This window comes from Flavobacterium sp. MR2016-29 (assembly GCF_015350695.1).
Lineage (GTDB): Bacteria > Bacteroidota > Bacteroidia > Flavobacteriales > Flavobacteriaceae > Flavobacterium.
On sequence record NZ_JADKPU010000005.1, the window covers coordinates 177,992 to 202,573 of the forward strand.

General features: G+C 34.0%; 19 protein-coding genes. 11 read left to right on the plus strand and 8 right to left on the minus strand.

The features are described from left to right. Window positions 1–302 precede the first annotated feature (302 nt). From IR010_RS13145 to IR010_RS13170, 6 genes are all read left to right on the plus strand, one after another. Window positions 303–1,439, plus strand: a complete 1,137-nt coding sequence (locus tag IR010_RS13145; protein WP_194604434.1) for a glycoside hydrolase family 26 protein — start codon at window positions 303–305, stop codon at window positions 1,437–1,439. Window positions 1,440–1,474: 35 nt separating this feature from the next. Beyond that, window positions 1,475–2,866, plus strand: a complete 1,392-nt coding sequence (locus IR010_RS13150) for an MFS transporter (protein WP_194604437.1) — start codon at window positions 1,475–1,477, stop codon at window positions 2,864–2,866. Window positions 2,867–2,895: 29 nt separating this feature from the next. Beyond that, window positions 2,896–4,086, plus strand: a complete 1,191-nt coding sequence (locus tag IR010_RS13155) for a glycosidase (protein ID WP_029272749.1) — start codon at window positions 2,896–2,898, stop codon at window positions 4,084–4,086. A gap of 5 nt (window positions 4,087–4,091) precedes the next feature. Then, complete coding sequence (locus IR010_RS13160) at window positions 4,092–5,288, plus strand: AGE family epimerase/isomerase (RefSeq protein WP_317174462.1); 1,197 nt, start codon at window positions 4,092–4,094, stop codon at window positions 5,286–5,288. An 18-nt stretch (window positions 5,289–5,306) separates the two neighbouring features. After that, on the plus strand, window positions 5,307–6,593 hold the full coding sequence (locus tag IR010_RS13165; protein WP_194604440.1) for a glycoside hydrolase 5 family protein: 1,287 nt from the start codon (window positions 5,307–5,309) through the stop codon (window positions 6,591–6,593). Between the two features lie 74 nt (window positions 6,594–6,667). Next, a complete protein-coding gene (locus IR010_RS13170; RefSeq protein WP_194604443.1) occupies window positions 6,668–8,650 on the plus strand; it encodes a glycoside hydrolase family 97 protein in 1,983 nt (660 codons plus the stop codon). A 41-nt stretch (window positions 8,651–8,691) separates the two neighbouring features. On the opposite strand, the gene IR010_RS13175 is transcribed toward IR010_RS13170, so the two are convergent. The 5 genes from IR010_RS13175 to IR010_RS13195 all read right to left on the minus strand — a co-directional run bounded on the left by IR010_RS13175 (window position 8,692) and on the right by IR010_RS13195 (window position 15,558). Further along, window positions 8,692–9,237: a hypothetical protein gene (locus tag IR010_RS13175; protein ID WP_194604446.1), complete on the minus strand. Its 546-nt coding sequence runs from the start codon at window positions 9,235–9,237 to the stop codon at window positions 8,692–8,694. Between the two features lie 11 nt (window positions 9,238–9,248). Further along, a complete protein-coding gene (locus tag IR010_RS13180; RefSeq protein WP_194604449.1) occupies window positions 9,249–10,205 on the minus strand; it encodes an aldo/keto reductase in 957 nt (318 codons plus the stop codon). Between the two features lie 196 nt (window positions 10,206–10,401). Beyond that, window positions 10,402–12,699, minus strand: coding sequence for a beta-glucosidase BglX (bglX, locus tag IR010_RS13185; protein WP_194604452.1), 2,298 nt, complete (start codon window positions 12,697–12,699; stop codon window positions 10,402–10,404). 392 nt (window positions 12,700–13,091) lie between these two features. After that, window positions 13,092–14,474: a sialate O-acetylesterase gene (locus IR010_RS13190; RefSeq protein ID WP_194604455.1), complete on the minus strand. Its 1,383-nt coding sequence runs from the start codon at window positions 14,472–14,474 to the stop codon at window positions 13,092–13,094. Continuing rightward, the gene (locus IR010_RS13195) at window positions 14,464–15,558 is read right to left on the minus strand and encodes an SGNH/GDSL hydrolase family protein (protein WP_194604458.1); all 1,095 of its coding nucleotides are present in this window, start codon (window positions 15,556–15,558) and stop codon (window positions 14,464–14,466) included. Before IR010_RS13195 ends, IR010_RS13190 begins: the two co-directional genes overlap by 11 nt. 221 nt (window positions 15,559–15,779) lie before the next feature. Here IR010_RS13195 and IR010_RS13200 point away from each other — a divergent pair, with 221 nt between their 5' ends. Next, window positions 15,780–16,289, plus strand: coding sequence for a C40 family peptidase (locus IR010_RS13200; protein ID WP_194570018.1), 510 nt, complete (start codon window positions 15,780–15,782; stop codon window positions 16,287–16,289). Between the two features lie 128 nt (window positions 16,290–16,417). Here the strand turns inward: IR010_RS13200 and IR010_RS13205 are convergent, their stop codons facing one another. Continuing rightward, window positions 16,418–17,995 carry a murein L,D-transpeptidase gene (locus tag IR010_RS13205; protein ID WP_194604462.1) on the minus strand — a complete coding sequence of 526 codons (1,578 nt, stop codon included), beginning with the start codon at window positions 17,993–17,995 and terminating at the stop codon, window positions 16,418–16,420. A 177-nt stretch (window positions 17,996–18,172) separates the two neighbouring features. Next, complete coding sequence (locus tag IR010_RS13210) at window positions 18,173–18,580, minus strand: DUF1573 domain-containing protein (protein ID WP_194570022.1); 408 nt, start codon at window positions 18,578–18,580, stop codon at window positions 18,173–18,175. Between the two features lie 164 nt (window positions 18,581–18,744). Between IR010_RS13210 and IR010_RS13215 the strand changes: the two genes are divergently transcribed. From IR010_RS13215 to IR010_RS13230, 4 genes are all read left to right on the plus strand, one after another. Further along, window positions 18,745–20,007: a sensor histidine kinase gene (locus tag IR010_RS13215; protein ID WP_194570024.1), complete on the plus strand. Its 1,263-nt coding sequence runs from the start codon at window positions 18,745–18,747 to the stop codon at window positions 20,005–20,007. Then, a complete protein-coding gene (locus tag IR010_RS13220) occupies window positions 20,004–20,690 on the plus strand; it encodes a response regulator transcription factor (protein ID WP_194604464.1) in 687 nt (228 codons plus the stop codon). The genes IR010_RS13215 and IR010_RS13220 overlap by 4 nt, the downstream gene beginning before the upstream one ends. A gap of 111 nt (window positions 20,691–20,801) precedes the next feature. After that, window positions 20,802–21,566: an MBL fold metallo-hydrolase gene (locus tag IR010_RS13225; protein ID WP_194604466.1), complete on the plus strand. Its 765-nt coding sequence runs from the start codon at window positions 20,802–20,804 to the stop codon at window positions 21,564–21,566. Between the two features lie 84 nt (window positions 21,567–21,650). Further along, window positions 21,651–22,187, plus strand: a complete 537-nt coding sequence (locus IR010_RS13230; RefSeq protein ID WP_194570027.1) for a hypothetical protein — start codon at window positions 21,651–21,653, stop codon at window positions 22,185–22,187. Window positions 22,188–22,201: 14 nt separating this feature from the next. Here IR010_RS13230 and IR010_RS13235 read toward each other — a convergent pair whose 3' ends face one another. Beyond that, window positions 22,202–24,406, minus strand: coding sequence for a B12-binding domain-containing radical SAM protein (locus IR010_RS13235; protein ID WP_194604469.1), 2,205 nt, complete (start codon window positions 24,404–24,406; stop codon window positions 22,202–22,204). Between the last annotated feature and the right edge of the window lie 176 nt (window positions 24,407–24,582).

The following is a 24,582-nucleotide window of genomic DNA, read 5'->3' on the forward strand; positions in this document are numbered from 1 at the left end:
TAAAAGTGTATTATGAAAGTGATATTTAGATTTTTTATTTGCAATAATATGATATATAATTGATAAAATAATATTAAATACACGATAAACATCCGATTATCTTTGAAAAATAGAATTATCATTTTTACAAAAAGAATATTAATAATAAACATTAATCATTTTTAATACAATATCTTTTTAGAGTTTTAATAATTTTAGCGTAAAAACAGTACTGAATTACAGATCAGAAATTTTACATCAAAACACTGGCTTCTAACTTTGTGAATTTGCAGTTATGTGACTTAAAAACAATAAAAATCCTAATGAAAAAAAACATACTATCCCTCTTCATAACAGTATTTATAGGAACTTCATGTTCCTCTCAAGGTATTGTTGCTAATACTAATTTGTCATTATCAGATAAAAAAGCAACAGCTGAAACCGTTTCTCTTTATAAAAAACTAAACCAATTAACGCAAAAAGGATATTTATTTGGTCATCAGGATGATCTTGCATACGGCGTAAACTGGAAATATGAAAACGGCCGAAGCGATATAAAAGATGTTGTTGGCGATTATCCTGCAGTTTATGGCTGGGATATCGCAGGTTTAGAAAAAGATGACAAAAAAAATATCGATGGGATTCCGTTTGACAAAATGAAACAATATATCGAAGAAGCCAATGAGAGAGGCGGAATATGCACAATAAGCTGGCATTTTGATAATCCTGCAACCGGAAAAAATGCATGGGACAACACGCCAAATGCCATAAAAACGGTTTTGCTAGGCGGTCAAAATCACGCAAAATTCATTTCTTGGCTCGATAAAGCCTCAAATTATCTTCTTTCTTTAAAAGATAAAAAAGGAAAAAACATTCCGATTCTTTTCAGGCCTTATCACGAACTTACCGGAGGCTGGTTTTGGTGGGGAAAAGGAAATGCTACGCCAGAAGACTTTAAAGCTTTATGGAAATTTACTTTTGAATACCTTCAGAAAAAAGGTGTCCATAATTTAATATACATTTACAACACCAGCAGTTTCAACTCAAAAGAAGATTTTTTAGCCAATTATCCGGGTGATAATTTTGCCGATATTTTAAGTTTTGATTCGTATCAGAACAATGACGACAAAGAAGGCAAAAAATTTATTAATGAAGTGCAGAATCAACTTAAAATTTTAAACGAAATTGCCATAGAAAAACACAAGTTATTTGCTGTTGCAGAAGCAGGTTATGAGGCTGTTCCCGACCCAAAATGGTGGACAGGAACTTTGACCCAAGCAATTGGTGATTATAAAATATCTTATGTTCTGCTATGGAGAAACCATGGATGGCAGGAAAAAGAACAAAAAATGCATTATTACGCTCCGTTTTCAGGCCAAGTGAGTGAAAAAGATTTTGTTGATTTTTATAATCTCGACAAAACATTATTTGAAAAAGACATTAAAAAAGTATTAAAATAATAAGCAAACTAAATTAAAACCTTAAAAAAAACCCAATGCACGACAAAATTAGTTTAAAAGAAAAAATAGGTTATGGTCTTGGAGATGCTGCATCTTCGATGTTCTGGAAAATTTTCAGCATGTACCTTTTATTTTTCTATACCGATGTTTTCGGATTGGCACCTGCTGTTGTAGGAACCATGTTTTTAATTACTAGAATCTGGGATTCCTGCTTTGATCCGATCGTTGGAATTATTGCTGACCGAACAAAAAGCAAATGGGGAAAATTTAGACCTTATTTACTTTGGGTTGCCGTGCCTTTTGCCGTAATTGGAGTTTTAACTTTCTATACACCTGACTTTGACGAAAAAGGAAAAATAATTTATGCGTATGTAACCTATTCCGCCATGATGATGATTTATTCCTTAATCAATGTGCCGTATGCATCGCTTTTGGGCGTCATGTCATCTGACAGAAAAGAAAGAAATACGTTGTCATCATACCGAATGGTTTTCGCCTTCGGAGGAAGTTTATTGGCACTTTGGCTTATTGAACCTTTGGTAAATTACTTCGGCGGAAGCCTAAATTCTAAATCGGGCTGGTTAACCACAATTGCGGTTTTTGGAGTTATTACTACTGCTTTTTTCTGGGGCTGTTTTTTCTTTACAAAAGAAAGAGTAAAACCAATCTCTGATGAACAGTCAAATTTAAAAGAAGATTTAAGAGACTTATTAAAAAATAAACCTTGGTGGATTTTACTGGGTGCTGGAATTGGCGCTTTGGTATTTAACTCGATCCGTGATGGTGCTGCAGTTTATTATTTTAAATATTTTGTAAGCAGCAGTATAAACTTTGATTTTTCGCTTTTCGGAACTGATTTTCACATGACGCCAACTTCAATTTATTTGGTTTTAGGCCAGGCCGCAAACATCATCGGGGTTATTATTGCCACGCCAATTGCAAATAAAATTGGCAAAAAGAAAACCTTTTTTGGTGCGATGGCATTAGCCGCAATTTTGAGCTTAATTTTCTATTTTTTCGGAAAAGAAGATATTTTCTTAATTCTGAGTTTTCAGGTTTTAATCAGCATTTGCGCGGGTTGTATTTTCCCTTTAATCTGGTCGATGTACGCTGACAGCGCGGATTATTCAGAATGGAAACAAGGTAGAAGAGCTACTGGATTAGTTTTCTCCGCTTCTTCTATGTCACAAAAATTTGGATGGACTATCGGAGGAGCTGGAGCCGGATGGCTTTTAGGATATTATGGTTTTCAAGCCAATGTCGAACAGACTGCTGTTGCGCAAAACGGAATTCAATTAATGCTAAGTATTCTCCCGGCCGCAGCCGCTTTAATATCAGTAATTTTTATCCTATTTTATCCCTTATCTGAAGAAAAACTTCAAATAATTGAACAGGATTTAAATGAAAAAAGAGACCAGACAAATTAAAAAATATACAGATACAGAAATCGATGAATATGACAACAATAGCCACTTCAACTACATTTCAGGATAGAAAAGTAGCATTAGAGAAAGAACATAAAACACTGATAGAGCAAAAAAATGCTCCAGAAGAAAATGCTGGAAACGGTATCTATCAACGCTATAAAAACCCCGTAGTTACAGCATCTCATATCCCCTTAAACTGGCGTTTTGATTTGAACGAAAAAACAAATCCGTTTTTGCAGGAAAGAATTGGCATGAACGCCGCATTTAACGCTGGCGCAATGAAATGGAACGGAAAATACCTTCTTGCTGTACGTGTTGAAGGAATTGACAGAAAGTCTTTTTTCGCTATTGCGGAAAGTCCAAACGGAGTTGACAACTTTAAGTTTTGGGAAAAGCCATGCGTAATTCCTCAAACCGAAGAACCGGACACAAACGTGTACGACATGCGTTTGATTAACCACGAAGATGGCTGGGTTTACGGAATTTTTTGTACAGAAAGAAAAGATCCAAAAGCTCCAAAAGGAGACACAAGTTCTGCTGTAGCCAATGCAGGAATTGTGCGTTCTAAAGATTTAGTAAACTGGGAAAGACTTCCTGATTTAATTTCGAATACCGGACAACAGCGAAATGTCGTTTTGCATCCAGAATTTGTAAATGGCAAATATGCATTATACACACGTCCGCAAGATGGCTTTATCGATGTTGGTGCGGGCGGTGGTATTGGTTTAGGTTATGTTGAAGATATGACAAACCCAGTTGTAAAAGAGGAGAAAATCATTTTTGGCAAACAATATCATACGATTTACGAATTGAAAAATGGTCTTGGCCCTGCTCCTATTAAAACAGAGAAAGGCTGGTTGCACTTGGCACACGGAGTTCGTAATACTGCAGCAGGCTTACGCTATACTTTATATATGTTTATGACCGATTTGCATGACATTACAAAAGTAACTCACGTTCCTGCCGGACATTTTATGGGTCCAGAAGGCATTGAAAGAGTTGGCGATGTGTCAAACGTTTTATTTTCTAATGGATGGATTGAAGATACTGACGGAACAGTTTACGTATACTACGCATCATCAGATACTCGAATGCATGTTGCCGTTTCATCTGTAGAAAAACTAATTGATTATGTTACAAATGCTCCTTCAGATACTTTTATTTCTGCAGGTTCTGTAAAAACAATCATCAGCCAGATTGAAAAAAATAACGCAATATAAATATCGTGTCAAAACTAAAGCAACTTAAATCTGAACTGTCAGCAGAACTTGATTCTATTTTAAAATATTGGTCAAAACATACTATTGACAATCAAAATGGAGGATTTATTGGCCAAATCGATTTCAATGAACATCTTATTGCAAATGCCGAAAAAGGTTCTGTTTTAAATGCACGAATTCTATGGTCTTTTTCAGCCAGTTATCAGATTACCAAAAATGAGGAACATAAAAAATTAGCAGAAAGAGCTTTTGACTTTCTTTCAAAATATTTTTACGATTCTGAATTGGGCGGTTTATTTTGGAGTATTAATGTTGACAAAACACCAAAAGACACTAAAAATCAAATTTATGCTTTAGCTTTTGCTATTTATGGATTATCTGAATATTATGCCATTTCTAAAGAGGAAAAAGCTTTAGACATAGCTATAAATTTGTATTTACAAATACAAAGACACAGTTACGATCCAGCAAATAAAGGATATCTCGAAGCTTTTTCTCGTGATTGGAAACTAATTAAAGATTTACGCTTAAGCGATAAAGACGCCAACGAAAAAAAAACCATGAACACGCATTTGCATATTGTAGAAGCATATGCAAATTTGTTTAAGGTTTGGAGAGATAACAAACTGCAAAGTGATATTATTGAGTTGCTTGAAACAATTGAAGAGCATTTCATTAATACTGAAAACGGACATTTACGTTTGTTTTTTGATGAAGAATGGAACGAAAAACCAGACGTTATTTCATACGGACATGATATTGAAGCAGCTTGGCTTTTATTGCAATGCGCCGAAATTTCTGAAGATGAAAAACTGATTGCCAATTATAAAAAACACGCCATTCACATGGCAGAAGCTACACAAGAAGGTTTGGACAAAGACGGGGGGTTATGGTACGAATTAGATCCTAAAAACAATGAATTAATTGCCGAAAAACATTGGTGGGTTCAGGCCGAAGCTTTAATTGGTTTTTACAATGCTTATCAATTAACGAATGATGAAAAAATTTTAGACATTGTTTACAAAAATTGGAAATTTATAAAAAAACACATTCTCGACAAACAAAACGGAGAATGGTTTTGGGGAATTTACAGTGATAATTCAATCATAAAAAAAGACAAAGCCGGTTTTTGGAAATGCCCATATCATAACAGCCGCGCTTGTTTAGAGCTTATTCAGAGAATTGAAATAGAGAGTAAATAGCTCCTAAAAAAATAAACCATGACAAAATATTTTCTAAAAACACTCTCATTAGCTTTAATTTTCACTGCGATTTCTTGTCAAGCGCAGGAAAGAATTACAGTAAAAGGAACACAATTTTACAAAGGCGCCAAACCCTATTCGTACATTGGAACCAACTACTGGTACGGAAGTTTGCTGGCTTCTAAAAAAGTGGGCGACAGAAAAAGACTTTTGCGTGAACTAGATTTGATGCAGAAAAACGGAATCGATAATTTACGAATTTTAGTTGGCGGTGATGGCGGAAAATATGATTTTACGGTGCGCCCTGCACTGCAGTACGAACAAGGAAAATACGATGAAGATTTACTCGACGGATTGGATTTCCTGATCAATGAAATGCGCAAACGAAAAATGTACGCTGTTTTGTACTTAACAAACAACTGGGAATGGTCTGGAGGAATGTCGCAATATCTAGAATGGAACGGCAAAGGAGCAATTCCAGTTCCGAATATTCCGCCGAATACTTGGCCCCAATTTATGTCGTATACAGCACAATTTCATAGCTGTGATCCTTGTATGAAAGCTTTAGAAAATCATGTAAAGTTTATTATGACCCGTACAAATGCTTATTCTAAAAAGAAATATACAGAAGACAATACGATTATGGCGTGGCAAGTTGGGAACGAGCCGAGAACATTTACACCAGAAAACGAAGCTAAATTTACAGCTTGGCTAAATAATATTGTAAATTTAATGAACAGTTTAGACAAAAATCATTTGATTTCGACAGGTTCTGAAGGAAAAAACAGTTCAAACGACAGCATGGAAATCTTTGAAAGAACGCATCTGAATCCGAATATCGATTATCTTACGATGCACATCTGGCCAAAAAACTGGAATTGGTTCAAAGCAGATAATGCCGAAAAAATGCTACCTACAACCTTAGAAAACGCCGGAAAATATATTGATGATCATATTAAAGTGGCAAACAATTTAAAGCGACCAATTATTATTGAAGAATTTGGTCTTCCGAGGGAAAATGAAAATTTAAACGCAGGTGCTTCTTCAATCTACAGAGATAAATTTTACAGTTATATTTTTGAAAGAGTTCTCGAAAGTCATAAAAATGGAGGTCCGTTGCAGGCAGCGAATTTCTGGGGATACGGCGGTGAAGGAAAAGCCGTTAATGAAACTGGAAAATGGAATCCAGGCGAACCACTTACAACAGATCCTCCGCAAGAACCACAAGGTTTGAATTCTGTTTTTAACGGCGACAAGTCTACTCTTGAAATCGTTAAGAAATACAATCTAGAATTGAAGAATTAAAAAATTATTCAACCGTATTTTCTGTAGAGACGCACAGTTGTGCGTCTTATGCGTAAAGAACAAACCAAAAATTGATGAAAAAATCTGTAACAATATTGCTGCTTTTATTTTTCGTAAACCTATCTTTTTCGCAGAAGAAGCAGGATTTTATTTTGAAATCCCCAAACGGAAAAATTGAAGTTAAAATTAATGTTGATGATAAAATCAGCTGGACAATTTTGCATGAAAACGATGTGATTTTGGCTCCATCGGAAATGTCTATGACTTTGGAAGGAAATATTGTTTTAGGGAAAAATGCTGTTGTTTTAAATTCAAAAAAGGAAACTGTAAACACTTCTTTTGAAACACCTTTGTACAAAAAGAAATCAGTTCAAAACAATTACAATCAATTGACTTTAAACTTCAAAAATGATTTCAGCATTGAATATCGCGTTTTTGATGACGGCGCCGCGTATCGTTTTATAACTAAAAAGAAAAAAGATATTACCGTTAAATCTGAAGAAGTGGTTTTAAACTTTGATCAGGATTACAATACTTTGATGCCTTACGTCCGCGATTTACGAAATCCGAAAGATCCATTTATTTCATCGTTTGAATCGCATTATGAAAACAAAAAAATCAGCGAGTTCAAAAAAGATACTTTAGCCTTTTTACCTTTTTTAATTGATTATAAAAATCATAAAAAAGCCGTTTTTTTAGAAGCGAATTTGGAAGATTACGCTGGATTGTTTGTAACCAATAATAAAAACAATTCTGGTTTTGAATCTCGATTTTCTAAATATCCGTTAAAGGAAACCAACGGCGGATTTAATTACCTCAACAAATTAATTACAGAAAGAGCCGATTATTTGGTAAAAACCAAAGGAACAAGAACTTTTCCGTGGAGAGCAATTGTGATTTCTGAAAATGATGCGGATTTAGCCAATAATGATATGGTTCAGAAATTGGCCGAGCCATCCAAAATAAAAGATGTTTCGTGGATAAAACCCGGAAAAGTAGCGTGGGACTGGTGGAACGACTGGAACATTTATAATGTTGATTTTAAAGCCGGAATTAACACACAGACTTATAAATATTATATTGATTTCGCTTCTAAAAATAAAGTGGAATATGTGGTTTTAGACGAAGGCTGGAGTGTAGAAACCGATATTATGAAACATAATCCGAATGTTGATCTCGAAGCTTTAATCGTCTACGCGAAAGAGAGAAACGTTGGAATTATTTTGTGGGCTTCATGGATGGCTTTGCATGAAAATATTGATGACGTTTTTGACAATTATGCAAAGCTGGGCGTAAAAGGTTTTAAAGTTGATTTTATAGACCGCGACGATGCTAAAATGGTCAGTTCCGTTTACGATATTGCTCAAAGAGCATCGAATCATAAATTAATTATTGATTTTCATGGAATGTACAAACCAACCGGGATTCAGCGAACTTATCCAAACATTCTAAATTTTGAAGGTGTAAAAGGTTTAGAAAATAATAAATGGACACCAAATGACGATGTTCCTTTATATGATTGTACGATTCCATTTATCAGAATGATGGCCGGCCCAATGGATTATACGCCTGGCGCAATGCGAAATGCCACAAAAAGCGAATTCAAACCAAGTCACTCCAACCCAATGAGTCAGGGAACAAGATGTCATCAACTGGCACTTTACACCATTTTTGAAGCGCCTCTTCAAATGATGGCCGACAGTCCAACGGCTTACATGAAAGAGCAGGAAAGCACTGATTTTATTGCTAAAGTTCCCACCACTTTTGATGAAACCGTTTCATTAAATGGTGAAGTTGGTAACTACATTTCCATTGCCAGAAGAAAAGACAATACTTGGTATTTAGGCGTCATCACAAATTGGGATTCCAGAGATATTACTATCGATTTTTCTTTCCTTGAAAAAGGCAAAAAATTCCAAGCCGAGATTTTCTCAGACGGTTTAAATGGAGATAAAGCTGCAACTGATTATAAAAGAGAAATCATTACCGTCGATTCCACAACGAAATTAACGTATCGATTAGCAAGCGGTGGCGGATTGGCGATGATTATAAAATAAAAAATGGGACAAATTGTCCCATTTTTTATTTTATAATATATTTATTCTAATTCTATTTTTTTATCTATAATCTGATTTTCATTTTTTCTATCTAATTTTCTTTTCTCAGATTTGACCTTTTTATTCCATTTAGATTTATCCGAATAAAAATGCATTTCCATTTCTAAAAAAGAAGAACCTTGCTTTAACATTAGTCCGTTATAAATACAATCTTCCTGACCACAATTATGCTTCGAGTAGACACCAAAATTTCGATGTTTTATCTTTTTGTCTGCTAATATTTTTTCTTGTTGTACAATTATCTTTTTCCATAATTGTTCAACATCTCCACTAGTTAATTCTTGTCCAATTGTTGTCACATTAAAAAAGGTCTTAGGATCTTTGATTTGTAAAAATTCAAATGTTTTTAGAAAAATCTTATTAGCATAATCTCTAATTCTAATTTTATCTTGGACATCCAATTTATCATTTTCAATAATTGAACGGTAAAGCCCCAGAGTATTAAAATTAGTATACTTTTTGTAATTATCTATATAAAAGAAATATTCTTCTACATTAAGTAAATTAAATTGTTTTCCTATTTCCATCATATTAAAGTTTACGCTAAAATACCTTCAATCGCATTCAATTCATCATTCGAAAACTCCGTATTCTGCAAACAATCAATATTATTACACAATTGTTTCACAGAACTAGCTCCAATTAAAACTGAAGTAATTCGTTTATCTTTCTGCAGCCAGGCCAAGGCCATTTGTGCTAAAGACTGATTTCTATTTTGAGCAATTTCATTCAGCTGAATTAATTTCTGAATACGTTCTGCCGTAACCTCATCTTCCCTCAAATGCCCGTTTGGGTTATGCGCTCTTGAATTTTCTGGAATTCCGTTTAAATATTTATCTGTTAGAAGTCCTTGTGCTAAAGGCGAAAATGCGATACAGCCTACTCCTTTTTCTTCTAAAACATCTAATAAACCATCTTCTACCCAACGCTGCAGCATCGAATATTTAGCTTGATGAATCAAGCACGGCGTTCCTAATTGTCTTAAAACATCAACCGCAACTCGAGTTTGTTCTGCTGAATAATTACTGATTCCAACATACAAAGCTTTACCGCTTCTAACAGCGTGATCCAAAGCCATCATCGTTTCTTCAATCGGAGTTTCTGGATCTGGACGGTGCGAATAGAAAATATCAACATAATCAACTTTCATTCTCTTTAAACTCTGATCTAAACTTGAAAGTAAATACTTACGAGAGCCCCAATCGCCATAAGGTCCGTCCCACATGGTGTAACCGGCTTTTGTCGAAATAATGATTTCATCACGCAGGTTTCCCTGAAAATTATGCCACAATATTTTACCAAAATTAGTTTCAGCAGAACCTGGCACTGGTCCGTAATTATTTGCTAAGTCAAAATGAGTAATTCCTTTGTCAAAAGCTTCTACGGCAATACTTTCCGCATTATCAAAATTATCTACTGAACCAAAGTTGTGCCATAATCCTAAAGAAATTTCAGGTAATAATAACCCGCTTCTTCCACATCTGTTATATTTCATTATTTTAATTTAAGGGTTGGAGTTTTTATAGGTTTTAAAGGTAGAAAAAAATACTAAGTTTTGCCACAAAGACACTAAGACAGAAAGATTTTTATCCAAAAATGAAATCGCCACGAATTCACGAATTTTAACAATTAATTCGTGAATTCGTGGCGAAATAAAACTTAGTGCCTTAGTGTCTTTGTGGCAAAACCTTTTAGTCTTTAATTTCAAAACCACCAAGTAAACCTTTATCAGAGCTTCCTCCAACCATAATTTTAAAAGTTCCCGGTTCAACTAAATAATTTCCTTCGTTATCGTAAAAACCTAATTCTTTATTGGTTAAAGTAAAAGTAACTGTTTTAGTTTCCCCTTTTCTAAGACTTATCAATTCAAAACCTTTTAACTCTTTAATAGGGCGAATGATACTTGCAAATTCATCATGAATATACAATTGCACTACTTCTTTTCCATCATAATTTCCTGAGTTGGTTACTTCAACACTAACTTGGACATTTTCTCCTTTTGCAAAAGCAGTTTTGTTCAATTTCAAGTTTTTATAATCGAATTTCGTGTAACTCAATCCAAAACCAAACGGAAATTGAGGCGTTTTTTCCACATCCATATAATGCGACCAGAAAACGTTTTTATCACTGTCTATTGGTCTTCCTGTGCTGTATTTGTTATAATAAATTGGCACTTGCCCTACATTTCTAGGAAACGACATTGGCAGTTTTCCACTTGGGTTATAATCGCCGTATAAAACCTGCGCAACTGCATTTCCGGTCTGAGTTCCCAAATGCCAGGCTTCTACAATTGCGGGAACATTTTCTGCTGCCCAAGGAATACTCAACGGACGACCATTATTCAGAACCAAAACCACATTTGGATTTACTTTGTAGATTTCTTCTAACAATTCCTGCTGTAAACCTGGAAGATTCAAATCTGTTCTACTTCTTCCCTCACCGCTCTGGAAACCGTATTCGCCCAAAACCATTACGACAACATCAGCATTTTTTGCTGCAGTTTTGGCCGCTTCGAATCCGCTTTTATCTGTGGTGTTGAAAACTGTTTCTGTCAAGAAAGTCGCTTTTTGTTTTAATAAATCAACTCCTTTCTCAAAAACCAGTTGATTGTCTTTATATTGCTGCATTCCTTCTAAAACTGAAACTGCAGTATTATCATCAGCCGCAATTCTCCAGCTTCCCAACGGACTGTTTTTATCATTTGCTAAAGCGCCAATCAAAGCGATTTTCTGTCCAGATTTTTTCAGCGGAAGCAAGTTCTTATCATTCTTTAACAAAACGATTGATTTTTTAGCTATATCCAAAACGCCTTCGTTGTTGGCTTTACTCCCCACAACTTCTTTTTCGCGTTTTTCATCACAATATCTGTACGGATCATCAAATAATCCTAACTCAAATTTTACTCGTAGAATTCTGCGAACAGCATCATCAACCAAAGCTTCTTTCACTTTTCCAGATTTGACCAAATCAACCAGTTTTGCCACATATAAATACGATTCCATATCCATATCAGAACCCGCAATTACAGCTTTTGCAGTTGCATCTGCTTCGTCTTTTGCGTAGCCATGCGCGATCATTTCACGAATCGAAGCATAATCAGAAATTACAAATCCGTCAAACTTCCATTTTCCTTTTAAAATATCTCTTTGCAGAAAAGCATTTCCAGTTGCTGGAACACCATTCAGGGTATTAAACGAGTTCATAAACGTACGAACTCCCGCTTGAACCGTAGCTTCAAAAGGAGGCAAAACGGAGTTGTACAATTTAGAATTGCTGATATCCACAATATTATATTCCAATCCAGCTTCAACATAACCGTAGGCTGCAAAATGTTTCGCACAAGCCGCAATTGTATTTACTTTTTGAAGATCTGCAACAGTTTCTCCCTGAAAACCTTTTACTCTTGCATACCCTACTTTACTTCCTAAATAAGGATCTTCTCCTGCACCTTCCATCACGCGTCCCCAACGCGCATCATTTGCAACATCTACGTTTGGTCCAAAAGTCCAGTTAATTCCAGATGCCGAAGCTTCATCCGCCGCAATTGCTGCCGATTTTTTTATGGCTTCCAAATCCCAGCTTGCCGCTTCTGCCAACGGAATCGGACTTAACGTTTTATAACCATGTATAACATCAAATCCAATTATTAACGGAATTCCCAATCTCGTTTCTTCTACCGCAATTTTCTGTACGGCACGAACTTCTTTCACGCCACGAACCGTCAGCATCGATCCGACTAATCCTTTTCGTAAATGTTCGTATTTTAATTCGGCCGTTCCGCCTTTTGGTGCTGGTCCCGTTACATCCCAAAAACCGTTGTATTGGTTCATCTGCCCCACTTTTTCCTCCAGCGTCATTAACGGCAAAAGCAAATCTATGCGCTGCTCAACAGTTTTATTTTTATCCAGATACGGCTTTTTTTGTGCATTCATATTTCCAATCGTAAAAAGGGCAAAAAACCCAATAGTTATTATTTTTTTATTTTTCATATGTGTGGTTTAGTTAGTTTTTTTTTAAAAGATGCTATCCCGTCCCGAAGTTTCGGGATCGGGACGGAGATGCTGAGATTCTAAGGTTTCTTTGGGCGTGTCCCGCCGAAAAAGGCGGGCCGGGCTATTCGTTTCAAGTCCTCGCACTTCCTTCGTCAGGCTGTGGGCTTTCCACTGCTATCCCTCACGCGAACGTTCTTAAAAGAACTTTTTTGGTTTTAAACATAATCTTGTCATCCTGAGGAACGAAGGATCACACTAGTAATTCCGCACAGAACTTCTCCAATCTTTGTCGAGCCTCTAGTGTGATCCTTCGTTCCTCAGGATGACAAACTTTGCGCAAAAAATCTAAAATCTATCCCGTCCCGAGGTTTCGGGATCGGGACTAAAATCTAAAATTCTGACGTAAAACAAGAAGCCGGTAAATTCGCTTTATTAAACAAATCAGACTGTATTGTATTTCCCCAAGCAAATCTCACTTTTGCCGGACTTACAACTTTTTTACTTGTCACAATCACTTCATTATTTTTGATTGAAGCCTCGGCTGGATAAAAGACTCCATCTGCTCCCGCTACTTCAAATTGATTTGAAATTTTATTTTTGAAATACAAGCCATCAGCATAATCAAAAGAAACTATCGCTTTGTTTTTTTCAATTTTGACTTCTTTAAAAAGCGGGCCATTTACTAAATTTGAATTGACTTTATATGTTTCCGCCAAAGCCAGATTTGCCAAACGAATTCCGACTGATTTTTTATTTTTTGGATGAATATCAATTGTATCCGAAATATCAGAAGTCAGAACCATTCCGGTTTTTGAGACTTCTTTTAAAATTTTTCTTTGAGAATTTCTTACAGCAACATTAGAGAAATTATTACTGCCTGTTTTAAAAGGCGCAATTTGAACGAAGTAAAAAGGAAATTCATCATTCCAAACTTTTCTCCACGAAGTAATTAAAGCTGACAATGTTTTATCATAAACCACAGATCCAACGTTCGACTCTCCCTGATACCATAAAGTTCCCGCAATTTTAAATCCTACAATTGGATAAATCATAGCGTTGTAGGCACGTCCAGGCTGACGCGGTCCGTATTCCTGTTCGTTTAGTTTTTTAGCATTTTCCAATAAAACAGGATCATTATTTACCACTTCTTCCGGCATCCAGATTTCGGCAGGAGTTCCGCCCCAGTTTGAAGATATTAATCCGATTGGAACATTTTTTAAATCTTCACGCAAACGCTTGGCAAAGAAATAACCAATAGCGCTAAAGTATTTCATAGTTTCTGGAGTCGATTCTGTCCAGTTTCCTAAAAGATTATTTTGTGGTGTTGTTGCAGTTAATTTCGGAACTGTAAAAAAACGAATATTAGGATCCGTTGCCTTTTTCATTTCTTCTTCACCATTATCAATTCCCCAGCTTGCCGACATTTCCATGTTCGATTGTCCCGCGCAGACCCAGACTTCGCCAATTAAAATATTTTTAAGAATGATTTCGTTATATCCTTTTATTGAAATAGTAAAAGGTCCACCCGCTTCTTGAGTTTTTATATTTAGTTCCCATTGCGCCTGATTATTCGCGACAATCTTATATTCTTGATTGTTCCAACTTGAAACCAATTTGATTTCTTCTTTTGGATTTGCCCAACCCCAAATTTTCACTTCGGAATTGCGTTGTAAAACCATATTATCGCCAAAAATATTCGGAAGAGAAACGTTTGCCATCATAGTAGTGGAAATCATCAGAAAGAAAACAAACTTAAATATATTATTTTTCATTTAGCAGCTTTTTTAAAAACGGAGCATATTGGTCAGCCATAACCTTTTGATCTTCCACATCAGGATGTTCCAAACAGCCTTTTGGTGTCATAGGCTTAAATTTGAAAATCTGAATTTCTTTGTGTGATTTATCAGAAGAAAATGCTGCTTTTACCTTGTTCAAACAATCTTCAAAAACTATTGCTCTTTCTCCATTTACCATCGGGCTGTTTGTGATAACAATCTGTGCTTTTGGATTATGCGTGTACAACATTTTAATAAAGTTGATGTAGTTTGAGACATACTTTTCTGGATTAAAAGGCAAGCGTTCTTTTTTGCCGTCTCCGCCCGAAAAATCATTAGTTCCTAAAGCGATACTGATAATATTTGGCTGAAAAGCAAAATCATATTTAGGTTTTGATGCGTCTTTTGTCAAGTATAAATTCTCATAAACTTGCGGCATTATGGCTTCGTCTTTGTTCTCGTCATTCCAATTTCTGTACATTCCGATTCCAGACACAGAACTGGTCAAATAATCTGCGCCAATTGCTCTCGAAAGCGTTGGCCCGTATGCATAATAACCATTATGATGGTCGTAATATTCGCCTTTGTCACAAGGAACTTCTGAGGGATCGCTTGCAGCACCGCACGTAATAGAATCTCCAATAAATTCGATTTTCTTTTTCTTTTTTGATGAAATTGAAGTCAGTTTTGCGGTTGTTCCAGCAAATAAAACACCTCCTGTGTGTGCTTCTGTATCCTTATAAATTTGAAGATTATGAACTTTTTTAGCTACAGTTGATTTTATTGGAAACGATTGTACTTCACCTTTTTCGATTCTTATTTTTCCAATATATTTTCCGTCTAAAACTAAAGAAACATAATTATGATGTGCATAAGAATCAACACTTTGAAGAAAAATATCACATTGATTTCCGGTAAAATTAAATGAAACCGAAGAAGCTGTTCCGATGAGCATAACTTTATTATTCTCAAGTTTGTCAACTCGGCCAGCATATAAAAAAGTATTGCTTTTGTTTTGAGAAACAGAAAATGCTGAAATCATCAAAAACAAAATTAAAATGGTTATTTTTTTGATAAACATAATTTATTTGTTAAAATATAAATGTGATTCACAAATATATCCGAAATAAACTATTCAAAAAGATACTAAAACATCAAAAAGTAATAAAAAAACACCACATAAATACATCAATTTTTAGGTTTTTATTCCTAATTCTTACAAAACACAAGAAACCATTCCTTTGATATTCAAAAACAACGGCCTATCTTTATAAAATTAAACCCCATTATTACTTACAAAAAATGAAATCAACCCTTTACATATTATTTTTCTCAGCTATATTATGTTCTTCTTTCACTTGCAAAAAAGAAACCAAAACAGAGGTCTACGCCATTAACAAAACGAAAGGGCAAATTGAAAGAGATTCAATTGCTGCATATGCTAAAAACTTTTTAGGAACACCTTATGTATATGCTGGAAGCGATCCTGAAAAAGGATTTGACTGTTCTGGATTTGTCAGCTATGTTTTTCATCATTTTGATGTAAACTTGCCTAGAAGTTCAGGCGAATATAAAAATATTGGCAAAAAATTAAATCCAGAAGATTTTAAAGTTGGAGATATTTTAGTTTTTTACGGATACAAAGACAAAACAATTATTGGCCATCTCGGCATTATTTGCGAGGCCAACGGCATGCAGTCTAAATTTATTCATGCTTCTTCTGGAAAAGTAAATAGCGTAACGATTACCTCACTTGATACAGAACATTATACTAATCGTTTTTATAAATGTATTGATGTTTTGAGTAAATAGTTTTTTTACGCAGATTTAAAAAGATTTAAGCAGAAAGTACGCAGATTTATTTATTGTGAGAAACTTAATAAAATCTAATTAAATCTGCTTTAATCTGTCAAATCTGCGTGAAAATTACTGTAAGTTTTTTACTCTTCCGTCAATAATTTTATCAGGCTTTCATCTCTTTTATAAATGTCATTGTAGAAATTTATTTGTCCTTTTCTGTCTACCCAAGCCGTAAAATATCCAATATACACTGGAACTTTCTTTTTTAGTGTGTACCAGCTTTCTTTGCCGGCGTGCATCGCTTTATCAATTCGCGCTGGTGTCCAATTAGGATCTTGTTTTAATAATTCGATAGCCAATTCTCTTGGTTTTTCGACACGTACACAACCGTGGCTAAAAGCTCTGCTTTCTCTTCCAAATAAACTTTTCGCTGGCGTATCGTGCAGATAAATATTATTCGAATTCGGAAATAAAAACTTCACCAAACCAAGCGAGTTGTTTTTTCCCGGTAATTGTCGCACGGCGCCATTATTCCATTCAAGATTTTTTTGAGCCAGATAGTTTTTATTTTTTGCCATTCCGGGTTTTATCTCTTTATTGATAATACTTGTAGGAACATTCCAGTATGGACTAAAGACAATATTATTCATCATACCACTGAAAATAACTGTTTTCGTCATTGCTTTTCCAACAACAACTGGCGAAACAAAGGCGATTTCTCGATTTCGAATCAAGTATAATTTAAATTCCGGAATATTTACTTCAATAAATTCTTTTCCTTTTTCAAGTTCAGGATCAATCCATCGGCATCGTTCCATGTTTGCAATAATAGTTTTAATTCTGTCTGAAACCGGAATATTCATTTCAGCAATATGTTCTGGCAGGATTTTTTCGTTTACAATATTCCCGTTGTGCAATTTAAAATCCTTAACAGCATCAATCAAAGCATCATCATAAATAGAACTTTTATTGTTTTCCTTAATTTCGCCTGTTAAAAAAAGTCTTTCTCTGATTTGTGCAATTGCAGCAGCAGAACCTCCTTTTTTAAAGCTTTTAAAATCTTCTGCTGTTTCAATATTTTTCCAGCCTCCTTTTTTCTCGATTTGTCTGTATTCATGAAGTGCATCGCGAAGTTTGTAATACTGGCTGAACATTTTGCTTTTTTTATCATCACTGATCGTTGATTTTTTATGAATCGAATCTGAAAAAACCTGATAATTTACTTTTTTTCGAGGTAAAAGCCATTCTAATGATTTAGTTGTTTTTTCATCCACTCCAGAAACTTTTTGAACATAGTAAAAGTATAAATTGGTAATCATCAAATCAGTATCCTTTTGAGATAATTTGTTTTCGGCAATTTGCTCAAAGACAGGACTAATTTTTTCATTGTAAGGAAAATTAGCTTTAAGACCTTCTTCTTCTAAATTTTTATATTTATTAAATAATGTATTGGCAAATTCGACTACGCCTTTATTGTCCAGCCATAATTGAGTCGAATTATTTTTCTTGTATAAAGCTAAAACCTCGTTTTGAAATTTATTCAGTTTTGGATAAGTAGCATAAAAATTAGAAATCTGAGTACTATCAATAAAGATTTTAAGTTCCGGCACTACTTTTTCTGCAGTTTGCTTTGCATCTTCTTTTTTTTCTGATTTAGAATTACATGAAAAAGCCAAAAAAAGAACGATAAAAGCTACGAGCGAATAGAAAATTTTCATAATAATATTTTTAATAAAAATAGAAAAGTTTTACTGAAAACAAATCTTTTACATGAAAATTAATACTGCCTTTACAATACCATTTTTAAACTGAATTTACTTTCAGTTTAACGTATAAAAAAACTCCAAATACATCACATATTTGGAGTTTTTCGCTTTATAACCAACCTTTTATTTTTAGATTACAGTTCCTTTTAAAGTAAGGATTTTTGGAGCAGTTTCAGCGCTTGTTGTAACTGTTACTGTTTTTGTAAAAGCTCCTTTATTTGCCGCATTATATGTTGCTGTTACTTTAGCAGTTTTGCCAGGCAAAATTGGCTCCTTAGTATAATCTGTTGCAGTACAACCACAAGATCCTTGAACGTTTGTAATTACAACAGCTGTTTTTCCAGTATTTTTAAATTCGTAAACAATTGCTTTTGGAGTTCCTTGTGGAATTTCTCCAACATCAACAGTTTCTACTTTCCAAACAATTGTTGAAGCTGTTGCTTCAATTTTAGAAACTAGTGTTTTTACAGGAACAATTGCTGAAAAAGACATTAAGCCTAGAGCTAAAGCTAACATCGAGATTTTAATAATTTTCATAGTTATATGTATTAATGGTTTATAGTTCGAAATTTGTATTTCAAAAGTACCTCAGATAAAATCGAATCGCTGTTAACCGCTATCAAATCTTTGTTAACGACTTGTTAATAGCTGTTTTTAAGTCTAAATTTGATTAATATTACATTTTAAAAAAGACATTTTTCTTGAAAATAAACAAACTCAACAGCATCATCCTTTTAGGATTAATCGCCATTATCAGCATATTGGTGGCGCAATTGCTGTGGACAAAAGAGGCGTTTACTTTAGAGCAAAAAAAACTGAGTCAAAAGGCGCATATTGCACTGCTTGAAGTTGCTAAAAAATTGTACGAGGGCACTAATCACGAATTGCCGGCTCAAAATCCTGTTCAGAAAATTGCCAACGATTATTATATCGTAAACATTGACAATGATTTTGAACCGGATATTTTAGAATTCTATTTGAAAACAGAATTCAAAAAAATGAATATTACGACCGATTTTGAGTACGCCATGTACAATTGTCAAAGCGACGAAATGGTTTATGGAAATTACATTTCTTTATCTGAAAAAGGAAAAGCAAAAAAGACAGTTTATTTTCCAAAACATAAAAATCTGGTTTATTACTTTGCCGTTCGTTTTCCTAACGAAACCACATATTTATTCAGTTCGATGCGCTTTTGGTTCGTACTTTCGATCGCTTTAATTTTGATTTTACTGATTTACGTTTATTCCATTTTCACACTTTTGCAGCAAAAGAAATATTCTGAATTACAGCGCGATTTTATTAATAATATGACCCATGAATTTAAAACACCTCTGTCTTCTATTTTGATTGCATCAAAATATTTAAGCGAACAAAACCCGATTAAGGAAGACAAAAAACTACATACGTATACCAATATTATTATAAATCAAAGTCACAAACTGAACAATCATATTGAAAAGATTCTAAATATTGCCAAATCAGATTATGCTCCTTTAGAACTAAAAAAAGAAACAGTTTTAATCGTCCCTATTATTGGAGAAACGATTGAAAATATTCAATTGAAATATCCTGAAGCCATTATTAATATTGAAACTTTATCAGCTGATTATCAAATCGAAACAGATGTTTTTCACTTTAATAATCTAGTCTATAATTTATTAGATAACGCTGTAAAATATTGTAATGAAAAACCTGAAATTCTAATTCGCATAACAGTAGAAAATCAAATTTTAAAATTAGCTTTTGTTGATAACGGAATTGGTATTTCTCCTAAAAATATTTCTTTTATATTTGATAAGTTTTACCGTGCGCAAAACGAAAAAAGCAACGAAGTAAACGGTTTTGGACTCGGCTTATATTATGTAAAAGAAATTTGCAACCTTCAGAATTGGAAAATAAAAGCCGAAAATAACCCAGAAAACGGCATAACTATAACTTTGTCAATTCCTTATAAAAAATGAAACACTTCAAAATACTTTATGCCGAAGACGATGAAACTTTAGCATTTTTAACCAAAGATAATTTGGAGCAAAACCATTATGAAGTTGTGCATTGCTGTGATGGAAAACTGGGTTTAGAAACTTTTAAAAAAGACAATTTTGACATTTGTATTTTCGATATCATGATGCCAAAAATGGATGGATTTGAATTGGCTACTGAAATCAGAAAAGTGAATACTGATATTCCTATAATTTTTCTTTCTGCCAAAACTTTAAAAGAAGATAGAATTAAAGGTTTGCGATTGGGTGCCGATGATTATTTGGTAAAGCCTTTCAGTATTGAAGAATTGCTGCTGAAAATTGAAATTTTCTTAAAACGTTCGCAGAAAAATATTCCGATCGAAAAATCAGTTTACGAAATTGGAAAGTATCAATTTGATACCAACAATTTTATTCTTTTTAATGAAAACGAAAAAATAAGTCTTACGCAGCGTGAGGCCGAATTGCTGAAATTGTTTCTTGATAATAAAAATTCTGTTTTAAAAAGAGAACAAATTTTAACTTCGCTTTGGGGTACCGACGATTATTTTATGGGAAGAAGCTTAGACGTTTTTATTTCACGTTTGCGTAAAATTTTAGTCAATGAAAAAGGAATTTCTATAGAAAATCTGCACGGCATCGGGTTTCGGTTCTCGATTGAATAAACAGCTTAAAATTTCATATCACAATCAACATCGATTCTGTTAAAAATAAAGAAAAATCTGTAAATTAAATTTGAAAAATCTTCGTATTTTTAAGTTCTAATTTTCCCCGATATGAAATTACATCATTTACGTAACGCGACTTTAGTTATTGAAACGGAGCAACATGTGATTTTAGTTGATCCGATGTTAGGAAAAAGAAAAACGATTCCGCCCTTTACCATTTTTAGATATAATCCTCACAGAAATCCATTGGTTTCTTTGCCAAAAAACAGCAGAGAAATATTGAGCAGAGTGACGCATTGCATTATAACCCATCTGCATCCGGATCATATTGACAAAGCTGGTGAAGTTTTTTTAAGACGAAAAAGCATTCCGGTAACCTGCAGTGTACAAATTGAAAAAGAATTAACAAAAAGAGGATTAAATATTACTCAAACTCTAAATTATTGGGAACCTCAGTCTTTTCTAGACGGTAAAATAACAGGAATTCCTGCCATTCACGGCTATGGATTTATAGCAAAATTAATGGGAAATGTTATGGGATTTTTTATTGAGCTAGCCAACGAAAAATCTATTTATATAAGTTCAGATACCGTTTTCACGGAACATGTACAAAAAGTTTTGGTTGAATTTAAACCCGATATTGCAACTGTCGCCTGCGGAACTGCGAGATTAGATATTGGCCAGCCTTTATTAATGCGAATGAATGATATTTTAAAATTTACTGCACTTGCGCCGGGAAAAGTCTTTGCAAATCATTTAGAAGCTTTAAACCATTGCCCCACAACAAGAAAGCAATTAAAAAATGCATTAGCAGAAAATAATCTTTTATCAAAAACTGCGATTCCTGCTGATGGAACATTTGTGGAATATTGATTTTTCTACTTTTAATTAATTATTATGGCTTATTTGTTATTTCACTAATAATATTATATTTGGTCTTCAAATCAATAAAAAGACATGAATAATTTTTTAAGAAAAATACATCTAATCAAGGATCTTACTATACAGTTGCCTGTTTCAAAAACAGATTTCATTCAAAAATTCAGAATGCATGTAGATGAATCTAATTTAGGGTATGTGCCTTTTGAAGTTTTTCAATCTAGTACAAATGAATACAAAGGCAATATTGAAAACAATTTTTTTGAATTAAAAAAGAGAAAAAAATTGTTTGACACTAATTATTCGTTTGCAAAAGTAACCGGGCATTTCGCTGAAGATAATAGCCAGTTAAATATAAATGCTGAAATTAATGGCTTTAAGAAAAGAATGATTCTATTTTTAGGAATAATGCTTATTTTCTATTCATTTTTTATTTTTGGTTCTCTTTTTTTTGTTGACAACAATCCTAGTCCTGCACCTTTTTTCTTCTTTCCTTTTATTTTAATTCACATGTCAGTAATGTTAGGAATTCCTTATTTTATTATTAGAAGAAGTGTAAAAAGAATGGCTTATGATTTAGAAAGAGATTTTCATTATTGGGTAACTAAAAACTAGAAAGTCTTAAAAATCTACAATACCAATAACCCAAACTCACGCAAAGTATTAATTGGTTTTGAATACCAAAACAATTCAAAATCATTTAATTCCGTTTCGAAATCTGCTTTTACTTCTTGAAAAGTATAGTTTTTTGTATTTGAAATTGTGATTTTCTTTAAAATCTCGACCAGCCATTCGCCTTCATTTTTATTGGTCTGGATGTTGAAACTTTCCTTTTTATCATGAAAAGTAAAAGTCATCATTTCCCAAGTTTGGCCTTTTTTAGATTTTGTAAAATGCTCTACAGAAGGTTTTCCTCCAAGCCAAACTACTTTTGCATTTGGTTTGGTAGTAAAATCATTTTCTTCTTCGAGTGCATTAAAAATAAAATCGGGGTCAATTGTAGTCTTTGGAATCTTAAAATCGAACCAATCTTGAAGGTCATAATCGAAACAAATTCCGTGCATGAAATTAAAGAGCGATTTCTTTAATCCAAAACTAAATTTATCATGATTGATTCCGGTTGAATCTGTATAATCGATGTCGTTATTGGCGAAATTTCCTATTGTTTCTGTTGTTTTTGTTACTCCAAATTTCTCTGGATACAAACCAACCGGACTGTGAGCCGTCATCGCAAATTGATGCCAAAAACCAGATTGCAGAATTCCGGCCTCAAACAATTGACGTACCATTTCGAGACTGTCAACCGTTTCCTGAATGGTCTGCGTTGGATATCCGTACATTAAATAGGCGTGCACCATGATTCCGGCTTCGGTAAAATTTCGGGTGACTTTTGCTACTTGTTCAACCGTTACACCTTTGTCTATTAATTTTAATAATCGATCTGAAGCTACTTCTAAACCGCCAGAAACGGCAATGCATCCAGAGGCTTTTAAAAGCAGGCATAAATCTTTAGAAAAACTCTTTTCAAATCGAATGTTAGTCCACCATGTTACCGCTAATTTTCGGCGTAAAATTTCTAAAGCTAAAGCACGCATCAGTGCCGGCGGTGCTGCTTCATCAACAAAATGAAAACCATTCTGCCCAGTTTGCAGCATCATTTCTTCCATTCGGTCGCAAAGTAAATTCGCCGCAACTGGTTCATAAACCTTTATGTAATCTAATGAAATATCGCAGAAAGTACATTTTCCCCAATAACAGCCGTGCGCCATTGTCAGTTTGTTCCAACGTCCATCGCTCCACATTCTGTGCATAGGATTTACGATTTCGATAACCGAAATATATTTATCCAAAGGCAAACCAGAATAATCTGGCGTTCCGACATAAGCTTGTTTGTAATCGTGTTTTAGGGAATTATTTTTATAGACAACTTCTCCGTTTTGTAATAAAAAAGTTCTTTTATAAGAATTGTAATTTGGATTTTCTAAATTGAAAATTAATTCTTCTATTGGAACTTCGCCGTCATCTAAAGTAATAAAATCAAAGAATTCAAAAACACGCTTATCAGAAAGAGAACGCAATTCGGTATTCGGGAAACCGCCACCCATCGAAATTTTAATTTCAGGATGATTTTGTTTTAACCATTGTGCACATCTAAAAGCGCTGTACAAATTTCCTGGAAAGGGAACAGAGATTAAAAAGAATGTAGGTTTTACAGCTTCAATTTTTTCTTTTAATATCGAAATTAAAATCAAATCGATATAAGTTGGTTTTTGCTGTAAAGCATCATATAATTCATCAAAAGAATTTGCACTTCGGCCAAGACGCTCTGCATATCTGCTGAAGCCAAAATTTTCATCAACACATTCTACTATAAAATCTGAAATATCTTCAAGATATAAAGTGGCCAAATGCTTGGCTTTGTCTTGCGTTCCCATTGTTCCAAAAGCCCAATCCAATTCTTCTAATTGAGCAAAACGAGATGCTTCTGGCAGAAAATCTTCCTGACAAATCTGCAATGCCAATGTTGGATTTTTTCCCTGCAAAAACTGAATTACAGCATCAATAGTTTTGATGTATTCGTCTTGTAAAGCAAAAATACGTTTAGAATTATCAGAAACTTCAGCGTTTGCAACTTCAAACCTGAAACTTGAAACTTGAAACAAATCAACTAATCCTTTTTTTGAAAACAATTCCAAAATCACATCAATACCTAAATCAGCCTGAGATGATTCGATATTTTTAGTATTTAAAAATCCCTTTATATAAGCTGTTGCCGGATAAGGCGTATTGAGCTGTGTAAAAGGAGGCGTGACTATGAATAGTTTAGTTTTCAAGGATGCATTATTTTTTGCAAAAATACGGGATATTTAGTGACTTTTTATGAAAAGATTTTATTGGTTGGGGTTTTGGTTTTAATTAAAAATAAAGGCTGACCAAATAATTTTGGCCAGCCTTTATTTAAGCTATAAATTTCATTGGGTTTGTTTTTTTATCTTCAATAAAAGTCAGT